18 protein-coding genes are annotated in these 19,449 nt (G+C 66.9%); 7 read left to right on the top strand and 11 right to left on the bottom strand.

Annotation, left to right across the window (positions count from 1 at the left end):
* Window positions 1–142: 142 nt before the first annotated feature.
* From O6P39_RS16440 to O6P39_RS16430, 3 genes are read right to left on the bottom strand one after another with little or no spacing between them, the layout of a single operon-like run.
* A complete protein-coding gene (locus O6P39_RS16440) occupies window positions 143–1,936 on the bottom strand; it encodes an amidohydrolase family protein (RefSeq protein WP_275607567.1) in 1,794 nt (597 codons plus the stop codon).
* Complete coding sequence (locus tag O6P39_RS16435) at window positions 1,933–2,676, bottom strand: sulfite exporter TauE/SafE family protein (protein ID WP_275607566.1); 744 nt, start codon at window positions 2,674–2,676, stop codon at window positions 1,933–1,935. Before O6P39_RS16435 ends, O6P39_RS16440 begins: the two co-directional genes overlap by 4 nt.
* Entirely contained in the window at window positions 2,673–3,599 is a 927-nt protein-coding gene (locus O6P39_RS16430) for a bile acid:sodium symporter family protein (protein ID WP_275607565.1), read from the bottom strand. Before O6P39_RS16430 ends, O6P39_RS16435 begins: the two co-directional genes overlap by 4 nt.
* Window positions 3,600–3,780: 181 nt before the next feature.
* Between O6P39_RS16430 and O6P39_RS16425 the strand changes: the two genes are divergently transcribed.
* Entirely contained in the window at window positions 3,781–4,743 is a 963-nt protein-coding gene (locus tag O6P39_RS16425; RefSeq protein ID WP_275607564.1) for an AraC family transcriptional regulator, read from the top strand.
* Window positions 4,744–4,760: 17 nt separating this feature from the next.
* On the opposite strand, the gene O6P39_RS16420 is transcribed toward O6P39_RS16425, so the two are convergent.
* Window positions 4,761–5,915 carry a murein transglycosylase A gene (locus tag O6P39_RS16420; RefSeq protein ID WP_275607563.1) on the bottom strand — a complete coding sequence of 385 codons (1,155 nt, stop codon included), beginning with the start codon at window positions 5,913–5,915 and terminating at the stop codon, window positions 4,761–4,763.
* Between the two features lie 150 nt (window positions 5,916–6,065).
* Here O6P39_RS16420 and O6P39_RS16415 point away from each other — a divergent pair, with 150 nt between their 5' ends.
* Window positions 6,066–8,426, top strand: coding sequence for a DNA polymerase II (locus tag O6P39_RS16415; protein ID WP_275607562.1), 2,361 nt, complete (start codon window positions 6,066–6,068; stop codon window positions 8,424–8,426).
* A gap of 226 nt (window positions 8,427–8,652) precedes the next feature.
* On the opposite strand, the gene O6P39_RS16410 is transcribed toward O6P39_RS16415, so the two are convergent.
* On the bottom strand, window positions 8,653–9,090 hold the full coding sequence (locus O6P39_RS16410) for an Lrp/AsnC family transcriptional regulator (RefSeq protein ID WP_275607561.1): 438 nt from the start codon (window positions 9,088–9,090) through the stop codon (window positions 8,653–8,655).
* A 130-nt stretch (window positions 9,091–9,220) separates the two neighbouring features.
* Here O6P39_RS16410 and O6P39_RS16405 point away from each other — a divergent pair, with 130 nt between their 5' ends.
* Together O6P39_RS16405 and O6P39_RS16400 are read left to right on the top strand one after the other, a co-directional pair.
* Window positions 9,221–10,114 (top strand): DMT family transporter, encoded by an 894-nt coding sequence (locus tag O6P39_RS16405; protein ID WP_275607560.1) that lies wholly within the window; start codon window positions 9,221–9,223, stop codon window positions 10,112–10,114.
* A 176-nt stretch (window positions 10,115–10,290) separates the two neighbouring features.
* The gene (locus O6P39_RS16400) at window positions 10,291–11,346 is read left to right on the top strand and encodes a DUF1615 domain-containing protein (RefSeq protein ID WP_275611965.1); all 1,056 of its coding nucleotides are present in this window, start codon (window positions 10,291–10,293) and stop codon (window positions 11,344–11,346) included.
* 7 nt (window positions 11,347–11,353) lie between these two features.
* Here the strand turns inward: O6P39_RS16400 and O6P39_RS16395 are convergent, their stop codons facing one another.
* Together O6P39_RS16395 and O6P39_RS16390 are read right to left on the bottom strand one after the other, a co-directional pair.
* Window positions 11,354–11,584, bottom strand: coding sequence for a hypothetical protein (locus tag O6P39_RS16395; RefSeq protein WP_275611964.1), 231 nt, complete (start codon window positions 11,582–11,584; stop codon window positions 11,354–11,356).
* 157 nt (window positions 11,585–11,741) lie between these two features.
* Complete coding sequence (locus tag O6P39_RS16390) at window positions 11,742–12,422, bottom strand: TetR/AcrR family transcriptional regulator (RefSeq protein WP_275607559.1); 681 nt, start codon at window positions 12,420–12,422, stop codon at window positions 11,742–11,744.
* 135 nt (window positions 12,423–12,557) lie between these two features.
* On the opposite strand from O6P39_RS16390, the gene O6P39_RS16385 reads away from it, so the two are divergent.
* From O6P39_RS16385 to O6P39_RS16375, 3 genes are all read left to right on the top strand, one after another.
* Complete coding sequence (locus tag O6P39_RS16385) at window positions 12,558–13,052, top strand: DUF1543 domain-containing protein (protein WP_275607558.1); 495 nt, start codon at window positions 12,558–12,560, stop codon at window positions 13,050–13,052.
* Between the two features lie 88 nt (window positions 13,053–13,140).
* On the top strand, window positions 13,141–13,551 hold the full coding sequence (locus tag O6P39_RS16380) for an arsenate reductase ArsC (protein ID WP_275607557.1): 411 nt from the start codon (window positions 13,141–13,143) through the stop codon (window positions 13,549–13,551).
* A 278-nt stretch (window positions 13,552–13,829) separates the two neighbouring features.
* Window positions 13,830–14,825 carry an LLM class flavin-dependent oxidoreductase gene (locus tag O6P39_RS16375; protein ID WP_275607556.1) on the top strand — a complete coding sequence of 332 codons (996 nt, stop codon included), beginning with the start codon at window positions 13,830–13,832 and terminating at the stop codon, window positions 14,823–14,825.
* A 259-nt stretch (window positions 14,826–15,084) separates the two neighbouring features.
* Here the strand turns inward: O6P39_RS16375 and O6P39_RS16370 are convergent, their stop codons facing one another.
* The 4 genes from O6P39_RS16370 to O6P39_RS16355 all read right to left on the bottom strand — a co-directional run bounded on the left by O6P39_RS16370 (window position 15,085) and on the right by O6P39_RS16355 (window position 19,349).
* The gene (locus O6P39_RS16370) at window positions 15,085–15,453 is read right to left on the bottom strand and encodes a YajD family HNH nuclease (protein ID WP_275607555.1); all 369 of its coding nucleotides are present in this window, start codon (window positions 15,451–15,453) and stop codon (window positions 15,085–15,087) included.
* A 57-nt stretch (window positions 15,454–15,510) separates the two neighbouring features.
* The gene (locus O6P39_RS16365; RefSeq protein WP_345774679.1) at window positions 15,511–15,855 is read right to left on the bottom strand and encodes a YbaN family protein; all 345 of its coding nucleotides are present in this window, start codon (window positions 15,853–15,855) and stop codon (window positions 15,511–15,513) included.
* Window positions 15,856–15,940: 85 nt separating this feature from the next.
* On the bottom strand, window positions 15,941–16,540 hold the full coding sequence (locus tag O6P39_RS16360) for a biliverdin-producing heme oxygenase (protein ID WP_275607553.1): 600 nt from the start codon (window positions 16,538–16,540) through the stop codon (window positions 15,941–15,943).
* Between the two features lie 208 nt (window positions 16,541–16,748).
* On the bottom strand, window positions 16,749–19,349 hold the full coding sequence (locus tag O6P39_RS16355; protein WP_275607552.1) for a TonB-dependent receptor: 2,601 nt from the start codon (window positions 19,347–19,349) through the stop codon (window positions 16,749–16,751).
* Window positions 19,350–19,449: the final 100 nt, after the last annotated feature.

The following is a 19,449-nucleotide window of genomic DNA, read 5'->3' as shown; positions in this document are numbered from 1 at the left end:
TCTCGACCGGCCGCGTGGTATTGCGTTGAACGCTGGCATGGCTGGCGTCGATCAGGTTCGCAAGCAAGCTCGCTCCTACAGGCAGAGCATGCGCGCTCTTTGTAGGAGCGAGCTTGCTCGCGAACCACCGAACACGCCGACACTATCGGCTGAATTCCGGCGCTCCTGCCGAAACCTCCTGCGGCCGGCTCAGTACATCCCGCCCCGGCAGGAAGCACCCGAAACCACGCTCCTTGCCCAGCGCTTCCGGGAAGCCGTTTTCGCGCCGATAGGCCACACGCCCATTGATCAGCGTAGCGTCCACCGCAGCGTCATTGCGCTTCACCAGCCGCGTCAGGCCAAGGCCTTCCATGGGCGCCTCGCTGACCTCGTCCAGCTCATCGGTCAGGCCGGCGGGATTGACCACTACCAGATCCGCGCGGTCGCCCACGCGGATGTAACCCGCGTCGATTCCGGCGAAATCCGCCAGTTCCCCGGTCAGCCGGTGCACCGCGCGGCCGGTCTCCATGAAGCCTTCGCCGGCCAGCTCGGCGTCGCGCACGTACTTGAGGAAGCGCAGCGGGAAGTTGTACTGCGCGTGGGAGGCCAGGTGCGCGCCGGAATCGGCGAAGCCCGGCTGGGTCCAGGGGCTGGCCAGCAGCTTGCGCATGATCTGCGGGCGGTGGTTGCCGTAGCAGGTGGTCCATTTCAGCGCGTTGCGGTACTGGCCGGCCAGCTCGAAGAAGGCGTCCACCGCATCCATGCCGTGCTCGCGACCGATGTCCTCGAAGTTGCGCCCGACCAGCGACGCGTCCGGGCATTCGCGCACCCAGCAGTCGGACAGGTTGCGGTGCCAAAGGCCGAGGCTGAGGGTGGCCTTGATGTCCTTCTTGAAGCGCTCGCGGAAGGCCGGGTCCTGGATGCGCGTGTAGAGCTCGTCCGGCTCCTTGATGTCGCGCAGCACTTCACCCGCGCCGAACTCCTCGAAGCCGTTCATGTTCAGCCCCTCGATGCGCACCACGAAGGGCGCGGGCAGGGTCTGCCAGCGATACCGGCCGCGCAGCACGCGGTTGGCGACCCAGCCGGAGGCGCGGGTGATGCGGTGCATGAAAGGCTGGGATTTCAGGTCCAGCGCCGTGAGCATCGAGCACTTGAGCGGGCGGCGGAACCAGCCGTGGGCCTGGTAGAGGAAGGCGAACACGTTGATCTTGGTGACCGCATTGGGCGCGCCCTGCATCAGCGCGTTGCGCCGGCGCAGCACGGCGAACAGCCGGGAGAATTCCTTCCAGCTGGCGAAGGTGGAGGGTAGCGGGCTGGACCAGGCGCGGTCGCCGTCCATCTTGTCCAGCCGTGTCGTCATCACCGACAGGCCGAAGCAGCCGGCATCCAGCGCCTGTTCCAGCAATTCCTCCATACGCTGCAGTTCGGCTTCGGTCGGCTTGGCGCCGCTGATGGCACGCTCCAGGCCCATTACCGCCACGCGCAGTTCGGAGTGGCCGAGGAACGAACACAGGTTCGGCCCCAACGGCTGCTGCTCGTAGAAGGCACGATAGCCATGGGCGTCCTTCCAGGTGCGCTTTTCGCGCAGGATCGGCAGCACCTGCTCGCGTGGCACCGCTTCGACACGGGTGAACAGGTCGGAGCAGTCTTCCGCCTCGCCCAGCACCATGCTGATGGAGCAGGAGCCCACCGACACGGTGGTCACGCCATGCCGTACCGACTCCTTCAGCGCCGGCGCGGCGATCACCTCGGCGTCATAGTGCGAGTGGATTTCCAGGAAGCCGGGGGTGACCCACTTGCCGGCGGCGTCGATCACTTCCGGGCAGCCGCGTTCGTCCAGCGGGCTGAGGCTCAGGGTGTCGATGCGGCCATCCTTGATGCCGACGTGGCGCAGGCTGCCGGGGGCATCGCTGCCGTCGAAGTACAGGCCGTTCTTGATGATGATGTCGTAGCTCACAGGAAACTCCAGGGCGACAGCAGCAGGACGCCGCTGACCAGCAGCAGGCAGTGGATGGCGAGACGGAAGTGGCGTTCCTCGAAGCGGTGGTGCAGGCGCTCACCCAGCCATACGCCGAGCAGCAGCAAGGGCGCGTAGGCGAGCACCTGGGGCAGCGCCGGGCGCAGGCGGCCGTCGAGGAGGAAGGCGATGGTCAGCAGCCCGTTCAGGGTGAACCAGACGCAGACCAGGGTGGCGCGCAGGCGGGTCTTGTCCAGCGGGCGGGTGGCCAGGGCGTAGACCAGCAGCGGCCCGCCCGAGGCGAACAGGCCATGGCAGACGCCCGCCGCTCCGGTGGCCAGGCGCACCACCCAGTTCGGCGTACGGCCGCGCTCCGGTGCGCTGGCACGCAGACGCCACAGTTCACGGCCGGCGAACCAGAGGATCAGCACGCCCAGGCCGCGCTTGAGCGGCTGCGGGTCCAGGTGCGGCAGCAGCAGGTAGCCGACCAGCATGCCCACCAGCATGCCCGGCAGCACGGTGCGTAGCAGCAGGCCCATGTCGATCAGCCGCCGATGCCGCCAGCACAGGTAGCCGGTCATGCCGATGTTCAGCGGCACCAGGATCGGCAGCAGCGTCTCGATGGGCATCAGCAGCGCGCCGAGGGAGAGGGCGATTACCACGCTGCCGAAGCCGGTGATGGCTTCCAGGGTGTAGGCCAGCAGGATGAAACCGCCCAGGGCGATGGCGGGCGCGTTCACCGGTTGCCCTCGCTGGCGGCGATGAGGGCCGCATCCCGCGGCTCGCGGCGTGCCCACCACTGCGCCAGCACGAGGCCGGAAAACAACTGCCAGCAGCCCCAGAACGCCGCAATCAGCAGCATGCCGCCGGCCTGCGGGAAGAAGGTGAGGATCAGCGCCATGCCCAGCGCCGAGTTGTGGATGCCGCTTTCCAGGGTTACGGCGCGCACGTCGGCGTCCGGCAGCTTCCACAGGCGTGCGCAGGTGTAGCCGAGCAGCAGGGCCATGCCGTTGAGCAGCAGCACCAGCCAGAAGAACAGGTGGAAGTAGCCGATGAACTGCTGGAAGTTCTTGGCGAAGGCCATGCCGACGAAGCCGAGCATCACCAGCAACGACAGCTGCCGCAGGGGTTTCTCCAGCCTGCGCGCCAGTTGTGGCTTCTGCCGGCCCAGGGCCATGCCGGCGAGCATCGGCAGGATCAGCACCAGCAGCACCATGCCGACCAGCTCCACCGGGTCGAGGTGGATTTGCGTGAGGCGCTCGCGGGTGGCCGGGTTGAGGCCGGCATAGAGGGCAAAGTTCAGCGGCGTGAAGATCCCGGCGCTGAGGCCGGATACCGCGGTGACGCTGGCCGACACCGCGACGTTGCCGCGGGCCATCCAGGTCATGATGTTGGAGAAGGTGCCGCTGGGGCAGGTGGCGACAAGGATCATGCCCAGTGCCAGTTCCGGATCGATAGGCAGAACGATGGTCAGCAGGCAGGTGGCGGCGGGCAGCAGCAGGAACTGCACCAGCATGCCGATCACCGGAGCCTTGGGTTGGCGCAGGATGCGAGTGAAGTCGTCGCGGCGCAGTTCCAGCGATACGCCGAACATCATCAGGGCGATGATGGCGTTCAGCGCGATCATCGAACCGCCGGAGAACTCGAGGTGGACGTCAGGCATCGCCGGCCTCCTGTCGAGCAGGGGCGGACGAAGTAGTGGCCGGCGCTCGGGGCGCGGCTTCATTGTTGGCGTGCATGCAAGGCGACTCTTGTTTGTATTTATCGTTGTAATTGGCAAGCATAGGGAACCATTGCCCTTGGGTAATGGCTCTTTCGAGACTTCGCGCGGTTAATTCGGGACCATGCCCCACAACCCTTCGATCACTGTCCATTATGCCCAGGGTATCCTCCAGGCCGCGCAGCGTCTGGGCCTGCCGGTGCCCACCGAACTGCCCGTGGAAGCGCGTATCCCGCTGGCCGTGCAGGACCGGATCTGGGAGGGCCTGTGCGCGGCCTCCGACGACCCCTTGGTGGGGCTGCGCCTGGGCAGTGCCCTGCAGGTCGGCCACCTGGACATGGTCGGCGCGCTGCTGATGAGTTGCGAGCATTTCGGCGAAGCGCTGGAGGCCTTGCTGGAGTACTACCCGATCATCGCCGAGGGCAGCGAATTCCAGCTTGAGCGCGATGGCGCTGGGGTGCTTCTGCTCTATCGGCCCAGCTACGAGGTGCGGCGGGAGGAGCGGGTGGAAGCAGCACTGGCCAGCCTGGTGCACCTGACCCGCTGGATCACTGGCGAGCGGGTGACCCCGGCGCGCCTGACGCTGGGGCACCGGGCGCGGGCGGAGCGTTCCCGTTACGATCAGGCGCTGGGTTGCCCCGTTGAATTTGCCGCAGCGGAGAACGCCCTGGGCTTTACCCTGGCGGACCTCGACGTGCCGCTGATCCAGGCCAACGCCCTGATGCGTGAGCACCTGCGCGCGCTGGCCGACGCACAACTCCAGCGCCTGGGCGCGCAGAGCCTGGCGGCCCAGGTGCAGCACCTGCTGCGCCAGCAGCCGCGCTGGGGCAAGGAACGGGTCGCCGAACAACTGGCGCTCAGTGGCCGTCATCTCAACCGCAAACTGGCCGACGAAGGCACCAGCTTCAAGCTGCTGCGCGAGCAGGTGTTGCACGGCATGGCCGAGCAGTTGCTGCGTGAGTCGCCGCGCCTGGCCGAAGTCGCAGAAAAGCTCGGCTTCTCCGATGAGAGCGCATTCGCCAAGGCCTTCCGCCGCTGGAGCGGGATGACGCCGGGGCAGTTCCGCCAGGGCCAGACTGGCCTATAGAAAGCAGACTCCGGTGATCAGGACGCCCCCGGCAGCTTCGCGCCTTTGGGCCAGAGCAACCATAGCTGGCCGTCCTGTTTCATGTGCCCGGCCAGGTCGCCGGCGGCATCGCCGGTGCCCCAGAACAGGTCCGCGCGTACCTCGCCGACGATGGCGCCGCCGGTGTCCTGGGCGGCCACCGGGCGTATCACCGGCGCGCCGTCGGGGCGGGTGGTGGAGAGCCACATCAGGCTGCCCAGGGGGATCACCTTGCGGTCGATGGCCACGCTGTAGCCGGGGGTCAGCGGCACGTTCAGCGAGCCGCGAGGGCCTTCGTTGCTGTCCGGGCGCTGGCTGAAGAACACGTAGCTGGGGTTGCTCGCCAGCAGTTCGTCGACCCGCTGCGGGTGGGCGCGGGCCCAGTCGCGGATGCGCGGCATGCTCACTTCGTCCTTGCTCAGCTCGCCCTGCTCCACCAGCCAGCGGCCCACCGGTTTGTAGGGGCGTCCGTTCTGCTCGGCGTAGCCCAGGCGCAGCTGGCGCCCGGAGTCCAGTTGCACGCGGCCCGAGCCCTGGATCTGCAGGAACTGCAGGTCCATCGGGTCGCCCAGCCAGGCCAGCACTGGCGCATCGACGCCATCGCGGCGGATGCCGGCGGCGTCGGCGTAAGGCTTGACGGTATTGCCGTCGAGCTTGCCGCGCAGGCGCTTGCCCTTGAGTTCGGGGTAGACGCTGTCCAGCGCCACCACCACCAGGTCGGACGGCACGCCGTACACCGGCACGCCGTGCTGTGCGCTGCGCTCCAGGCTGCCGCGGTAGACCGGTTCGTAGTAGCCGGTGATCAGGCCGGTCTCGCTGCCACTGCCGGCACGCAGCTGGTAGGGCTGCAGGTGGTCCTGCATGAACTGGCGGATCGCGGCCGGCGAGGCGGGCACACCCAGCGCCTGGGTGCAGGTGGCAGCCCAGATTTCATCCTTCTTCAGGCGCACCGCGCAGGCCGAGCGCCAGGCGTTGAAGCCCTCCACGATGTCGTTGTCGGCGGTTTTCGGTAGGTCCGACCAGTCGGCCTTGGAATAAGTCGGCGCCTTGGCTTCTTCGGGCTTTTTGCCGAACAGGCCGCAGCCCGAAAGCAGGGTGGCGATGCAGAGGGAAGCGAGGAGAGGGCGGGTCCAGTGGCGGGGCGAAACGGTCACAGGCGAGTCCTGGCAGGCAAACGAAAGCCCGCTAGCTTGGGCAGACGCGGGGCGTGCGTCAAACGCATCGGTCGGATTTACACGCCTTGCAACGAATCCTTGGGCGGACCGGTAGAATGGGGCGTGATTCGACAGACGGATGGTTAGAGCGTGGAGGCAAGGCAGGGTTTCGTCCTGACCCGACATTGGCGGGATACGCCCGAAGGCACCGAGGTGGGCTTCTGGCTGGCCACCGACGAAGGCCCCCGGCACGTGCTGCTGCCGCCACAGACGTCGGTGGCCTTCGTGCCAGCCGAGCAGCGCGCCCGCGCCGAGAAGCTGCTGGCCGGCGAGCGCGGCGCCGAGCTGCGTCCGCTGGGTCTGCGCGACTTCCAGCAGCGCCCGGTGCTGGGCCTTTATTGCCAGCAGCATCGCCAGCTGATGAACCTGGAGAAGCGCCTGCGCGAGGCCGGCGTCGAGGTGTTCGAGGCGGACATCCGCCCGCCCGAGCGCTACCTGATGGAGCGCTTCATCACCGCGCCCGTGACCTTCAGCGGCAAGGCGGGCGACACCGGCAGCGTCACCGAAGCGCAACTGCGCCCGGCGCCGGACTATCGGCCGAAACTGAAACTGGTCTCGCTGGACATCGAAACCAATATCCGTGGCGACCTCTATTCCATCGCCCTGGAAGGCTGCGGCCAGCGTCAGGTCTACATGCTCGGACCGGCCAATGGCGTCGATGGCGAACGTGACTTCGAGCTGGAGTACTGCGACAGCCGGGCGGAAATTCTGGAGCGCCTGAACCAGTGGCTGGCCGAGCACGACCCGGACGCCATCATCGGCTGGAACCTGGTGCAGTTCGACCTGCGTGTGCTGCAGGAACACGCCAAGCGCCTGGACGTCCCGCTGCGCCTGGGGCGGGGCGGCGACGAGATGGGCTGGCGGCAGCATGCCTCCGGCAACCACTACTTCGCCGCGGCGGCCGGGCGGCTGATCATCGACGGCATCGAGGCGCTGCGTTCGGCGTTCTGGAGCTTTCCCTCGTTCAGCCTGGAAAGCGTCGCGCAGAATCTGCTGGGCGAAGGCAAGTCGATCGACAACCCCTACGACCGCATGGCCGAGATCGACCGCCGCTTCGCCGAGGACAAGCCGGCGCTGGCGAAATACAACCTCAAGGACTGCGAACTGGTCACGCGCATCTTCGACAAGACCCGCATCCTCGACTTCCTGCTCGAACGCGCCAGCGTCACCGGCCTGCCGGCGGACCGCAGCGGCGGCTCGGTGGCGGCCTTCACCCACCTGTACCTGCCGCCGATGCACCGCCTGGGCTACGTGGCACCGAACCTCGGCGGCAAGGCGCCGGAGGCCAGCCCCGGCGGCTTCGTCATGGACTCGCGGCCGGGGCTCTACGAGTCGGTGCTGGTGCTGGACTACAAGAGCCTGTACCCCTCTATCATCCGCACCTTCCTGATCGACCCGGTGGGGCTGGTGGAGGGCTTGAGCGATCCCTCCGATGAAGCCTCGATTCCCGGCTTCCGTGGCGGGCGCTTCTCTCGCACCCAACACTGCCTGCCGGCCATCGTCGAGCGCGTCTGGCAGGGCCGCGACGCCGCCAAGCGCGAGGGTAACGCGCCGCTGTCTCAAGCGCTGAAGATCATCATGAACGCCTTCTACGGCGTACTGGGTTCCAGCGGCTGCCGCTTCTTCGACCCGCGCCTGGCGTCGTCGATCACCCTGCGCGGCCACGAGATCATGCGCCGCACCCGCGAGCTGATCGAGGCGCAGGGGCATCGGGTGATCTACGGCGACACCGACTCCACCTTCGTCTGGCTCGGCCGCGCCCATGGCGAGGACGAGGCGGCGGAGATCGGCCGCGCGCTGGTGCGCCACGTCAACCAGTGGTGGGGCGAGCATCTGCGCGAGGCGTACGGACTGGAAAGCGCGCTGGAGATTCAGTTCGAGCGACACTTCCGACGTTTCCTCATGCCCACGATCCGGGGGGCGGAGGAGGGCAGCAAGAAGCGCTACGCCGGCCTGGTGCGGCGCGCCGACGGCAGCGACGAGATGGTCTTCAAGGGCCTGGAAACCGTGCGTACCGACTGGTCGCCGCTGGCCCAGCAGTTCCAGCAGGAGCTGTACCTGCGCATCTTCCAGCGCCAGCCGTACCGCGAGTTCGTCCGCGACTACGTGAACCGTACCCTGGCGGGCGAACAGGACGAATTGCTGATCTTCCGCAAGCGCCTGCGCCGGCAGCTGGGTGACTACGAGCGCAACGTCCCGCCCCATGTGCGCGCTGCGCGGATCGCCGACGAGTACAACCAGCGCCAGGGCCGCCCGCGCCAGTACCAGAACGGCGGCTGGATCAGCTACGTGATCACGGTCAACGGCCCGGAGCCGCTGGAGACCCGCAGCTCGCCCATCGACTACGACCACTACGTCAGCCGGCAATTGCAGCCGATCGCCGATGCCATCCTGCCGTTCGTGGAGGATGACTTCAGTTCGCTGATCGATCGGCAGATGGGGTTGTTCTGAGGCCGCCTGGAGATTCGTTCGCGAGAAATGACTGGGCGTCCCCCTAGGTCCTACGAAGAGCCGCGCGCCGCCCCCTGTAGGAGCGAGCTTGCTCGCGAACCGCTTAGCGCCGATGCAACCGGGAATTCTGTTCGCGAGCAAGCTCGCTCCTACAAACAGCAACTCGGCGCATGGAACATAATCCGCCATGGATGTGACCGGCGGATAAAGAGTTCCGATTTATGCCCTACGCCATCGGCGGCAACCGCCGCTTTACCGGGGTCTTCTTGACGATCGCCGTATTGGTTTCGGCGAAGCCGTTCAGGTGATCCAGCAACTCATCGAGCTGCTCCATCGAACGCACGCACAGCCGCGCATAGAAACAGTCCTCCCCGGTCACCTTGTCGCATTCGGTGAACTCGGGAATCGCCATGATCTGCTTCTCCACCTCCTGCAGCCGCCCCGGCAACGGCCGCACGCGGACGATGGCCTGCAACTGGTAGCCGAAGGCGCGCGGGTCGACGTTCACCGTGTAGCCGGTGATCACCTGGCGTTCCTCCAGCTTGCGCAGCCGTTCGGCCACGCTGGGAGCGCTCAGGCTGCTGACCTGGGCCAGGGCCTTGAGCGAGAGGCGGGAGTCCTCCATCAGCGCGGCGATCAGTAATTGGTCGATTTCGTCGGTCATGGCGGCCTCGAAAGGTAAATGGCGGAAGTTGCCTTGATAGTAAAGGTGAACCTTGGGTTTTGCCTCTGTCAGGCGATGGAGTGCGCCGAATCACCCGTTCATACTGAGCACCAACGAAAGGAGGTGAACCATGAACGAGCAGATTCGACGCGGCACCCTGGAAATGGTCAGCGCCATGCTGATCTGCGGCACCATCGGCTGGCTGGTGGTGATCTCCGGGCAACCGGTGCTGGATGTGGTGTTCTGGCGGTGCGTGTTCGGCGCCGCGACCCTGCTGCTGGTCTGCGGCCTGATGGGCTTCCTGCGGCCGGGTATCCTCACCCGCGCCACCTTCGGCCTGGCGTTGCTCAGCGGCGTGGCCATCGTCGGTAACTGGGTGCTGTTGTTCGGTTCCTATTCGCGGGCGTCCATCGCCATCGGTACGGCGGTGTACAACGTACAACCGTTCCTGCTGGTGCTGCTGGGTGCGCTGTTCCTCGGCGAGCGGTTGAGTGCACAGAAGATGGCCTGGTTGGGCGTTTCCTTCCTCGGCATGCTGGCCATCGTCAGTGCGCACGGCGAGGCGGGGCAGGCGGGCAGCGATTACCTCGGCGGCATTGCCCTGGCGCTTGGCGCGGCGGCGCTGTATGCGCTGGCGGCCTTGATCATCAAGCGTCTGAGCGGGGTGCCGCCGCACCTGATCGCGCTGATCCAGGCGGTGACCGGCGTGCTACTGCTGGCGCCCTGGGCGAACCTCTCGCCGCTGCCGCAGGCCAGCACCGCCTGGGCGAGCCTTGCGACCCTGGGCATCGTCCATACCGGCATCATGTACGTGCTGCTCTACGGTGCCATTCAGAGGCTGCCGACGGCGCTGACCGGCGCGCTGTCGTTCATCTATCCGATCGCGGCGATCTTCGTCGACTGGTTCGCCTTCGGCCACCGCCTGACGGCGCTGCAATGGCTTGGCGTGGTCGCTATCCTGCTGGCCGCCGCCGGCATGCAGCGGGGCTGGAGCTTCGACCTGCGGCGGCTGGCCTGGCGCTGAAATCCCTGCTTGGCTGACAATGCTCGGGAACCTGCGCCGCCCGGCGAAGGTCCTGTAGGCGGTCTCCAAGCAAGGAACGGACTATGAATGCGGCTGCCCCGACGGCAGATACCCCCGGCCTGGACTGGCCTCTCCCTCGAATCAAGTCTCTACATCTGGTGGGCCTGGCCGCATTGATGGCGCTGGCCGGTTGCGGCACCCGGCCGAGCGCGCCGGAGGCGACCCCGGAAGAAGTGCGCGCGACGGTGGCGAAGCTGATGCCGGCCAGCGTCGCCGACCGCCCCGGCTGGGCGCGGGACATCCAGGTTGCGTTCAGCGCCCAGCGCATCGCGCCAACCACCCAGAACCTCTGCTCGGTGCTGGCGGTGACCGAGCAGGAATCCAACTACACGGCCGACCCCGCCGTGCCCGGGCTGGGCAAGATCGCCCGTGGCGAGATCGACCGGCGCGCCGGCAAGCTGCATGTGCCGGGCCTCCTGATCGACGCCGCACTGAGCCTGAAGTCGCCCAACGGGCGCAGCTACAGCCAGCGCCTGGCGGCGGTGCGTACGGAGAAGGAGCTGAGCGCGATCTTCGATGACTTCATCGGCGGCGTACCGCTGGGCCAGCAGCTCTTCGGCCGCTTCAACCCGGTACATACCGGCGGGCCGATGCAGGTCAGCATCGCCTTCGCCCAGGCTCACGCCGAGAATTACCCGTACCCGGTGGATGGCAGTATCCGTCGCGAGGTGTTCAGCCGGCGTGGCGGCATGTACTTCGGCATCGCCCATCTGCTCGGTTACCCGGTGGACTATTCGCAGCCGCTGTATCGCTTTGCCGACTTCAATGCCGGTTGGTACGCCAGCCGCAACGCCGCCTTCCAGCGCGCGGTGAGCGAGGCCAGCGGCATCACCCTGGCACTGGACGGCGACCTGATCCTGCCGGGCAGCTACGACGCCGGCAGTACCGAGAAGGCCGTGCGCACCCTGGCGCCGCGCCTGGGGATGAGCGAGCGGGACATCCGTCGCGATCTGGAGAAGGGCGATACGCCGGAGTTCGCCAAGTCGACGCTTTACACCAAGGTCTTCGCGCTGGGCGAGCGCGCTGCCGGCAAGCCATTGCCACGGGCGATACTGCCGGGCATCACGCTGCACAGCCCGAAGATCACCCGCCAGCTGACCACCGCCTGGTTCGCCCAGCGCGTGGATGAGCGCTACAAGCGCTGCCTGGCGCGGGCGCCGAAAAAGCCCTGAGCCGGACTCAGTCGCCTTCGGCGGGCTCGCAGACCCCGTTGGCGCCTTTGGGCCCGGTGTAGGACACGGTGGCGGTGCCGTCGTCGTTGAGGCTGATGGAGACGGTCACGCCTTCGCCCTTGGCCTCGATGTACTTGTCGTTGCTCTGCTTGATCTTGGCTTCCTTGCCGTTGATGTAGACCGGCCCGCCCTCGTCGGTGTGGACCTGGATGTCGTTCGGGCAGTCGTAATTGAGCATGGGGATGGCGGCGGCAGCAGGCTGCACCACGCCGAGCGAGGTGAAAATCAGCAGCGAGGCGGCGGTCGTTAGCGATTTCATGGCGTCTCCCAGGCGGATGTGGGCACGGCGCGTGGCCGTGCAGACATCCCAAGCGTAGTGCAGCCTCCGCCGAGTGTTACAGCGGCAAGGGGCGCAGCCGGGTCGCCGGCTCGGGCTCGGTGCCGCGCAGGACCAGGCGGATGATGGTCGCCGCCGCCGCTTCGAAGTCGCCGGCTTCCGGCTGTGGCTTGCCGGTGATCATCGCGATCTGCCAGTCGAAATCCACGTAGGTGCGGGTGGCCGCGGAAATGCTCAGCAGCAGGTGTTGCGGGTCCACCGGGGCGAGCAGGCCACGGTCGATCCAGGCGGCGATGCATTCCAGGCTGCGGGCGGATTCCGCGCGCAGGCGCTGCAGCCATTCCCGTGGCAGGTGCGCAGCGCCGTGGAGCATTTCGCTGGCGAAGACCTTGTACGCCTGCGGCCACTGGCGGGCGATGTGCAGGCGTGCGCGGATATGCGCGGGCAGCGCCCAGGCCGGATCGTCGCATTCGCGCAGCAGGGCGGAGGCTTCCAGCACCGCGTCCACCACGTTTTCCAGCAGGCGCAGGTAGAGGTTTTCCTTGGTCTGGAAGTAGTAGTAGACGTTGGACTTGGGCACCTCGGCGCGGAGGGCGATGTCCTGGGTCTTGGCGGCGCTGAAGCCCTTGTCGGCGAACTCCTCGCCTGCGGCGAGGAGAATGCGCTGGCGATTGCGGTCACGAATGCTGAGGCTGGGACGTGCATTGCGGGAGCGCTGGGAGGCAGTGCTTGTGTTCATGGATCGGGCGGGGCGGATACGGGGAATCAAAATATACAAGCCTATATAGCGATTGGGGTGTTTTTTTCTTAGGATGCGTTCCGTTATCGGGAAATGGCCGTTGCAGAGCGGCCGCAGTCGAAAGGAGTGGGTGCGATGCTGTTGGTGGTAATGCTGGGCGGACGTCATCCGCGCGCGAAGATCGAAGTGCACGACGTGGTGTTCGCCGTGGCGGACAGCCTGGAGGCCAGCTATCCGCAATTGCGCGACGCCTGGTTCGGCAGCCCGCAGGGCCTGCACATCGACTCCTGGCTGGAGGTCGATGGCATCGACGGCTATCGCGTGGCCTTCAGCGACCAGCAGCCGGCGCCGGGCGAGCCACGGCTGTTCTTCATCAACCTGGGCGGCTACGAGCCCGGCCAGTTCGGCGAGGCGCACCATTACCTGCTGGTGGTCGCCCGCGATGCGGCGCAGGCCAAGGCGCTGGGCAAGCATCGCCTGCCGCGCGGCTGGGACAAGCCGCATACCGATGCCCTGCTGGACGTCGACGATTGCCTGCCCATCGACCGGGCCGGTGGCCGTTACGTCCACCTGCTGGCCGGCGAGCATCGCGGGGTGGTGCAACGCAGCGACTACATCGTGCTGGGTTGATTCCGGACGCCTTCATCGATTCGACACGGCGTTGTCACAAAACCTGGCGTATAAGGGGGCCGAACCCGCGTCCCGTGCCGAGGTAGTGATGACCGAGAAACGCCGAGTCCTGTTCGTCTGCGTCGCCAACGATGCCCGTTCGCCGATGGCCGAAGCGCTGCTGCGGCATTCCGATGCCGAGCACTTCGAAGCCTTCAGCGCCGGTATCCGCCCCAGCGCCATCGATCCGCGCGCCCGCGAGGTGCTGGAGCACGCCGGCATTTCCACCGAGGGGCTGCGCAGCAAATCCATCGACGAGTTCAGCGGCCAGCACTTCGATTACCTGATCGACCTGTGCGACAAGTCCAGCAGCGAAGGCGAGGAGCTGCCCAGCTCCAGCGAGGTGATCGTATGGAATTTCGCCGACCCGACCACCAGCGAGCAGCACGACCCGTTCCGCCATACCCTGCAGGAACTGAGCGATCGCCTGAAGCTGTTCGAGATGGTGAAGAACCGTTGAGGCCCGTGCCATAAAGCAAAAAGCCCGCTGATCGCGGGCTTTCTGTTGGATGGGCGCTGGTCCTTCAGCTGGGAGGCATTCTGTGGGCTGCGCATGACAACGGGGTGACGGTTGCGTGAAGCGATGATGGCATCCCGCTATTTCCTTTATCACTGGCCTTCATGAGCACTATCGATCCCGACGAGTGGTCAGCGGGGGAGGTGGTCGATAGAGTCACGCTCAAAGTCATGTCCGCGACGCCCATCTACGGCGTCTGCGTGACCCGAAGCGGAGTGCCTATGAAGTCCCTGTCCGATATCGCTTTCTCCATGCTCGACCTGGTGCCCGTGCGCGACCAGGGCAGCGCTGCCGAGGCGTTGCACAACGCGGTCGAGGTCGCCCGCCACGTCGAGCGCCTGGGCTTTACCCGCTACTGGCTGGCGGAGCACCACAACATGGACGGCATCGCCAGCTCGGCCACCGCCGTGCTGATCGGCCACATCGCCGGCAAGACCGAGCGTATCCGCGTCGGCTCCGGCGGGGTGATGCTGCCGAACCATCCGCCGCTGGTGGTGGCGGAGAACTTCGGCACCCTGGAAACCCTGTATCCGGGCCGCATCGACCTCGGCCTGGGCCGCGCGCCGGGCGCCGACCAGGCCACCATGCGTGCACTGCGCCGCGACCGCCTGGGCGACGGAGCCGACTTCCCCGAGCAGGTCGCCGAGCTGGAAATGCTCCTCGGCCCGCGTCGCTCGCAGCAGTCGCTGCTGGCGATTCCGGGGGAGGGCACCAACGTGCCGATCTGGCTGCTGGGCTCCAGCCTGTTCAGCGCCCACCTGGCCGCACAGAAGGGCTTGCCCTACGCCTTCGCCTCGCACTTCGCGCCGCGTTACCTGCACGATGCGCTGCGCATCTACCGCGAGAACTTCCAGCCCTCGGCGGTGCTCGACAAGCCTTACGCCATGATCGGCGTGCCGCTGATCGCCGCGCCCACCGACGAGGAAGCCGAGTACCTGGCGACCACCGCCTTCCAGCGCGTGCTGGCGTTGATCCGTGGCGACAGCCTGAAGCAGAAACCACCGGTGAAGAGCATGGCCGGGCTGTGGTTGCCTCACGAGCAGGATGCGGTGGGCAACTTCTTCGGCCTGGCGGTGATCGGCGGTCCGGAGAAGGTGCGCAGCCGCCTGGAAATCCTGCTGGAGCAGACCGGGGTGGACGAGATCATCTTCACCAGCGACATCTACGACCACGAGCTGCGGCTGCGTTCGCTGGAGATCGTCGCTGGCCTTCGCTGATCTTCGTCGTAGGGCGTACAACCGTTCGCGGTTGAGTTCGAAGCGCCTGATCGGCCTTTTGTAGGAGCGAGCTTGCTCGCGAATGACTCCGCTGACTCCGCAGCGGGGCTCGTTCGCGAGCTTGCTCGCTCCTACAGGCAAACCGACCTTCGGCGTAATGACAGGGCACCCGTAGGAGTGGACTCCGTCCGCGATTGACGTGGCCGGCCTTGCAGCCGGATCGCGGATAAATCCGCTCCTACGAGGGACTGGGCGGCCGTCAGGCCTGCCCGTCTTCCTTCTTCTTCAGCAGGTCCGCCAGCCCGGCCAGCCCCTTGTGGGTGACCTTCGGGCCCTTGGCGCCGGCGTCGTTGCTGTTCTGGTAGTGCAAGTCCACCTGCCGCTGGTGCTCGTTATCGTGGCAATAGAGGCACAGCAGCTCCCAGTTGGAGCCGTCCTCGGGGTTGTTGTCGTGGTTGTGGTCGCGGTGGTGGACGGTCAGTTCGCTCAGGCGCTTGCCGCTGAACTCGCGGCCGCAGCGGCCGCAGATCCAGGGATACATCTTCAGGGCCTTTTCGCGGTAGCTGCTTTCGCGGCGGCGTTGCGCTTCGGCGAGGACGGCGTCGACTTTGCTGGTGGGTTGGCTCATGGCTCTGGCTGGCAGTGTGGATCGGACTTCCAGCATAGGCCCGCGCCCGTGCGCTGACTACGGCTTGGGCATGTCCGGACGCGACCAGATCCACAGATTGCCAATAGCCATGCCGAGGATCACCGCGTACAGCCACAGGCCGTGGGGCAGGGTGACCAGCATGATCGCCAGGGCCGCGAGCATCGCGACGCTGGCGCTGATCTTGGCGCGGCGGGCGACGGCGCGGCCATTGCGCCAGTTGTGCAGGATCGGGCCGAACAGCCGGTGATTCTCCAGCCAGGCGGCGAGGCGCGGCGAGCTTTTCGCGGCGGCCCAGGCGGCCAGCAGGACGAACTCGGTGGTCGGCAACCCCGGCACCACCAGACCGACCATGCCCACGCCCAGGCTGGTGTAGGCGAGCAGCGCGAACGCGATGCGCGCCAGACGCGAGCGGGCAGGGCCGGGCGTGGTGGCGTGCGCCGCTTCGGCGGGCACGCGCGGGGCCGCGTCAGACGGTGGCGGGAGCACGGTCGTAGCTGTGCTGCAGCAGGTGGGCGAAGCGCTCGAAAGCGGCGATGGCGCCGGCCTCGGCTTCACGTTCTTCGGCCTCGCTGAGCTCCAGGGCGTCGAGGGTGCGAGTGAAGCGCTTCCATCCCTCGGCGCGGCCGCCTTCTGGCTCGCCCAGGTGACGGGCGCCGATGTTCTCGTCCAGGCCCAGGGCGGCCACGCGCTTGATCAGGAAGGCGGCGCCGAGCTTGGAGCCTTCGGAAACGAACAGCCAGCCCAGGGCGTGGGCCCGGCTGGGTTTTGCCAGCGCGCCGGCTACGGGGGCGGGTACCTCGGTGTCCAGGTCGGCCAGGTCCAGGCGGGCCTGTTCGGCGCGGCAGCGCTGCGGCAGGTCGGGGAAGATCGTGCCGAGCTCGGCGTCCTGGTAGAGCGCCTGGAGCTCGGACTGGAACAGGTACTGGGCGACCACGAAGTGGGCGAAACGCTCGCGGCTGGAGAAGGGCTCGCGGGCCTTCACGGCATGGTCGAGGCGCTCGTGCGGGGCATGGGTCAGCGCGTTCAGGCGCTGCGAGCGCAGGGCGGGGAGTTCCATGGTGGTCATGTCCAATTCCTTGAAATTTCTGGGCTTTATTGACGAGACGAATCAGCTTGGGGATCGCGTAAAGGTTGTCATTACCGGATGCTTCTGGAGTCGGGCGGGTTCGCGAGCAAGCTCGCTCCTACAGGTTGGCGTCACGCTCTTCGTAGGAGCGAGCTTGCTCGCGAACATCGCAGACAGCGGGGTGAACCCCGCGTCCGTGAATCAGCCCTCAGATATCCCACACCAGGTTGACCGCGAAGTTGCGGCCCGGCTGGGTCAGGCGGTCGAGGTTGGCCGGGGCCAGCACAGAGGCTTCGCCGACGCTGTCGTAGCCGCGCACGTCGTCCCACAGCCAGTACTTCTTGTCGGTGAGGTTGTAGAGACCGGCGTTGACGGTCAGGTCGTCGGTCAGCTTGTAGTAGCCGGTCAGGTCGAGGACGCCGAAGCCCGGGGTCTTGAACTGGCTGCTGGTGCCGTCGGGGGCCTTGAAGTTGCTGTCGTCGACGCGGTTCTTGCGCTTGACCAGGGTCCAGTCGAGCAGGGCGCCGTAGCGGCCGGCCTGTTCGTCGTAGCCCAGGCCGAACACGCCGGTGAGCGGGTTGACGCTGTTGATCGGCTCGCCGGTGTCCTTGTTGCGGCCGTAGGCGTAGGCCACCGCGCCCTTGGTGTAGAGGCCTTGCGGTGCGCCGAAGGCGCCCAGTTCCAGGCGGCCCTTGAGCTCCACGCCCTTGATGATGGCGTTCTTGATGTTGTTGCTCTGGAAGGTCGGCTCGCTGTAGCCGGGGGTGATGGCGTCCTCGTTAATGAAGTCGCGGTACTTGTTGTAGAACACCGCGACGTCGAAGGAGCCTTCCTCGAAGTTGCCGCGCAGGCCGGTCTCGTAGCTCTGGCTGCGTTCCGGATCGAGGTCGGGGTTGGGCTCGACGCGGTAGCCGGTGCCGGGGTTGTCGAAGCGGCCGTACAGCGCCTTCGCGGTCGGGGTGCGGAAGCCCTGGGCGTACTGGCCATACCACAGATAGTTGTCGTTGAAGGCGTAGGTCACGCCGAGCTTGGGCGAGAGCTGGTGCCAGGTCTTGTCCTCGCTGCTGACTTCGCCTTCGCCGCTCTGGTCCACGGTGTTGAGGAATTCCTCGGTGATGTGCGGCTTCAGGCGTGTGTAGTCGTAGCGCAGGCCGGGCAGGAAGGTCCAGGCGTTCCAGCGGATCTCGTCCTGGGCGAACAGGCCGTAGGTATCGATGGTGGGGTCGGGGAAGTCGCTGCTGCGCGCCAGGCTGTCGCTGGCGATGGAGCTGGGCGCGCCAACGGCGGTGCAGCCGCGGCCGATCGCCAGGCACGTGGCGTCACCCTCGCGGTAGCCGGTGACCTTCTGCCGCTTCAGGGTGGTGCCGTAGGTCAGCAGGTGATCGGTCTCGCCGACGAGGAAGGCCTTGTCCAGCTGCAGGTCGAACACCCACTGGCGATCCTTGTACAGCGTGTCGCGGGTGCGCAGTACCTGGCGGGTGATGGGGTAGTAGAACTCTTCGGTGCTCTGGTCGGTCTTGGCGGTCTGGTAGTTGAAGGTCCAGCGGGCGTGGTCGGCCACTGCGCTGCCCGGCAGCAGCCGGTGTTCCAGGCCGAAGCGCTCGCGGGTGATGGTGTCGTTGCCGGTGCGCCACTGGTACATGCCGCCGGGCAGCATGCTGTCCGGGATGGTCGGCTTGCCGCCGTAGTAGGGGCCGCCATAGGCGCTCTTCTGGTCGGTGTCGCGGTCGTCCTTGTACTTCTCGTAGACCAGGCCGAAGCGCTCGCCCTCGGCGTACTTCCAGCCCAGCTTGGCCAGCACGTTGGTGGTGCGCACGTCCTGCGGGTTGGCCTCGGTGCGCGACAGGCCGGTGCCGCCGGTGCTGCCGTAGGATTCGGTCTCGTGGCCATTGCGCTGGCTCAGGTGCAGCAGGCCGTCGAAGCTGTCGGAGCGAGCGGCCACGGTGCCGGAGGTCAGCCAGCTGTCGTCGGCGGAGCTGTAGCCGGTCTTCAGGCGCGCCCCCGCATCCTGGCCGTCCTTGATGATGTCGTCCGCATCCAGGGTGAAGTAGCTGACCGCGCCGCCGATGGCGTTGCTGCCGTAGAGCGCCGAGGCCGGGCCGCGCAGCACTTCGACGCGCTTGACGATTTCCGGGTCGACGTAGTTGCGCTCGGTCTGCGCGTAGGGGCCGTTGAAGAAGCCGCCGGGAATCTCGACGCCGTCGATCTGTGTCAGCACGCGGTCGCCATCGATACCGCGGATGTTGTAGCCGGTGGTGCCGGCGCGGTTGCCGGTGCCGCCGACGGAGACGCCAGGCATGTCGCGCACCAGTTCCTTGATGGTGTTGACGTTCTTGCGGTCCAGTTCGCTGCGGTCGACCACGTTCACCGTGCTCGGCACCAGGGTCACGCTCTGCGCCTGACGGGTGGCGGTGATGGTCAGCGGCTGCATTTCCGCCACGCTCGACAGGTTGCGCTCCAGCACCACGTTGCGCGGGCCCAGGGTGCGGGCGCCCAGGCCGGTACCGGCGAGCAGGCCCTTCAATGCCTGGGCGGCCGGCAGGCGGCCGTTGATGCCGGGTGACTCGATGCCATCGGCCAGCTCGCCGGCGACGCCCACCTGCCAGCCGGTCACCGCGCTGAAGGCGTTCAGCGCCTGGGCCAGTGGTTGGCGGGGGATGTCGAAACGGTAGCCGGCCTGGGCCTGGCTGCCTGCCGTGTCCGCCGCGAGGACGGAGGTTGCCGGCAGACTGGCCAGACCGATGGAAAGGGCCAGCAGGGAGGTGCGGGCGGGGTGGCGCAGAGGGGCACGCGAAGAAGCGATGGGCATCGAAGGGCTCTCTTAGTCAGTCTTTGTTCGCATTCGTAAATGCGAATCTATTGCATTGGCTTCTGACTAAACGAACGAGCCGGCGCGACGGCGTAAAAAT

The sequence above is a fragment of the Pseudomonas sp. PSE14 genome (genome assembly GCF_029203285.1).
Taxonomy (GTDB): Bacteria; Pseudomonadota; Gammaproteobacteria; order Pseudomonadales; family Pseudomonadaceae; genus Pseudomonas.
The sequence above is the reverse complement of the archived record's forward strand: the minus strand, read 5'-3'. Positions and strand labels throughout refer to the sequence as shown.

Excerpts from the sequence above, each read along its gene's own strand:
- O6P39_RS16370 (WP_275607555.1), bottom strand. The coding sequence starts at position 15,453 with ATGAGCCAACCCACCAGCAAAGTCGACGCCGTCCTCGCCGAAGCGCAA.
- O6P39_RS16390 (WP_275607559.1), bottom strand. The coding sequence starts at position 12,422 with ATGAACACAAGCACTGCCTCCCAGCGCTCCCGCAATGCACGTCCCAGC.
- O6P39_RS16355 (WP_275607552.1), bottom strand. The coding sequence starts at position 19,349 with ATGCCCATCGCTTCTTCGCGTGCCCCTCTGCGCCACCCCGCCCGCACC.
- O6P39_RS16400 (WP_275611965.1), top strand. The coding sequence starts at position 10,291 with ATGGCGCTGGCCGGTTGCGGCACCCGGCCGAGCGCGCCGGAGGCGACC.
- O6P39_RS16360 (WP_275607553.1), bottom strand. The coding sequence starts at position 16,540 with ATGACCACCATGGAACTCCCCGCCCTGCGCTCGCAGCGCCTGAACGCG.
- O6P39_RS16385 (WP_275607558.1), top strand. The coding sequence starts at position 12,558 with ATGCTGTTGGTGGTAATGCTGGGCGGACGTCATCCGCGCGCGAAGATC.
- O6P39_RS16380 (WP_275607557.1), top strand. The coding sequence starts at position 13,141 with ATGACCGAGAAACGCCGAGTCCTGTTCGTCTGCGTCGCCAACGATGCC.
- O6P39_RS16375 (WP_275607556.1), top strand. The coding sequence starts at position 13,830 with ATGAAGTCCCTGTCCGATATCGCTTTCTCCATGCTCGACCTGGTGCCC.
- O6P39_RS16430 (WP_275607565.1), bottom strand. The coding sequence starts at position 3,599 with ATGCCTGACGTCCACCTCGAGTTCTCCGGCGGTTCGATGATCGCGCTG.
- O6P39_RS16395 (WP_275611964.1), bottom strand. The coding sequence starts at position 11,584 with ATGCTCAATTACGACTGCCCGAACGACATCCAGGTCCACACCGACGAG.
- O6P39_RS16405 (WP_275607560.1), top strand. The coding sequence starts at position 9,221 with ATGAACGAGCAGATTCGACGCGGCACCCTGGAAATGGTCAGCGCCATG.
- O6P39_RS16410 (WP_275607561.1), bottom strand. The coding sequence starts at position 9,090 with ATGACCGACGAAATCGACCAATTACTGATCGCCGCGCTGATGGAGGAC.
- O6P39_RS16425 (WP_275607564.1), top strand. The coding sequence starts at position 3,781 with ATGCCCCACAACCCTTCGATCACTGTCCATTATGCCCAGGGTATCCTC.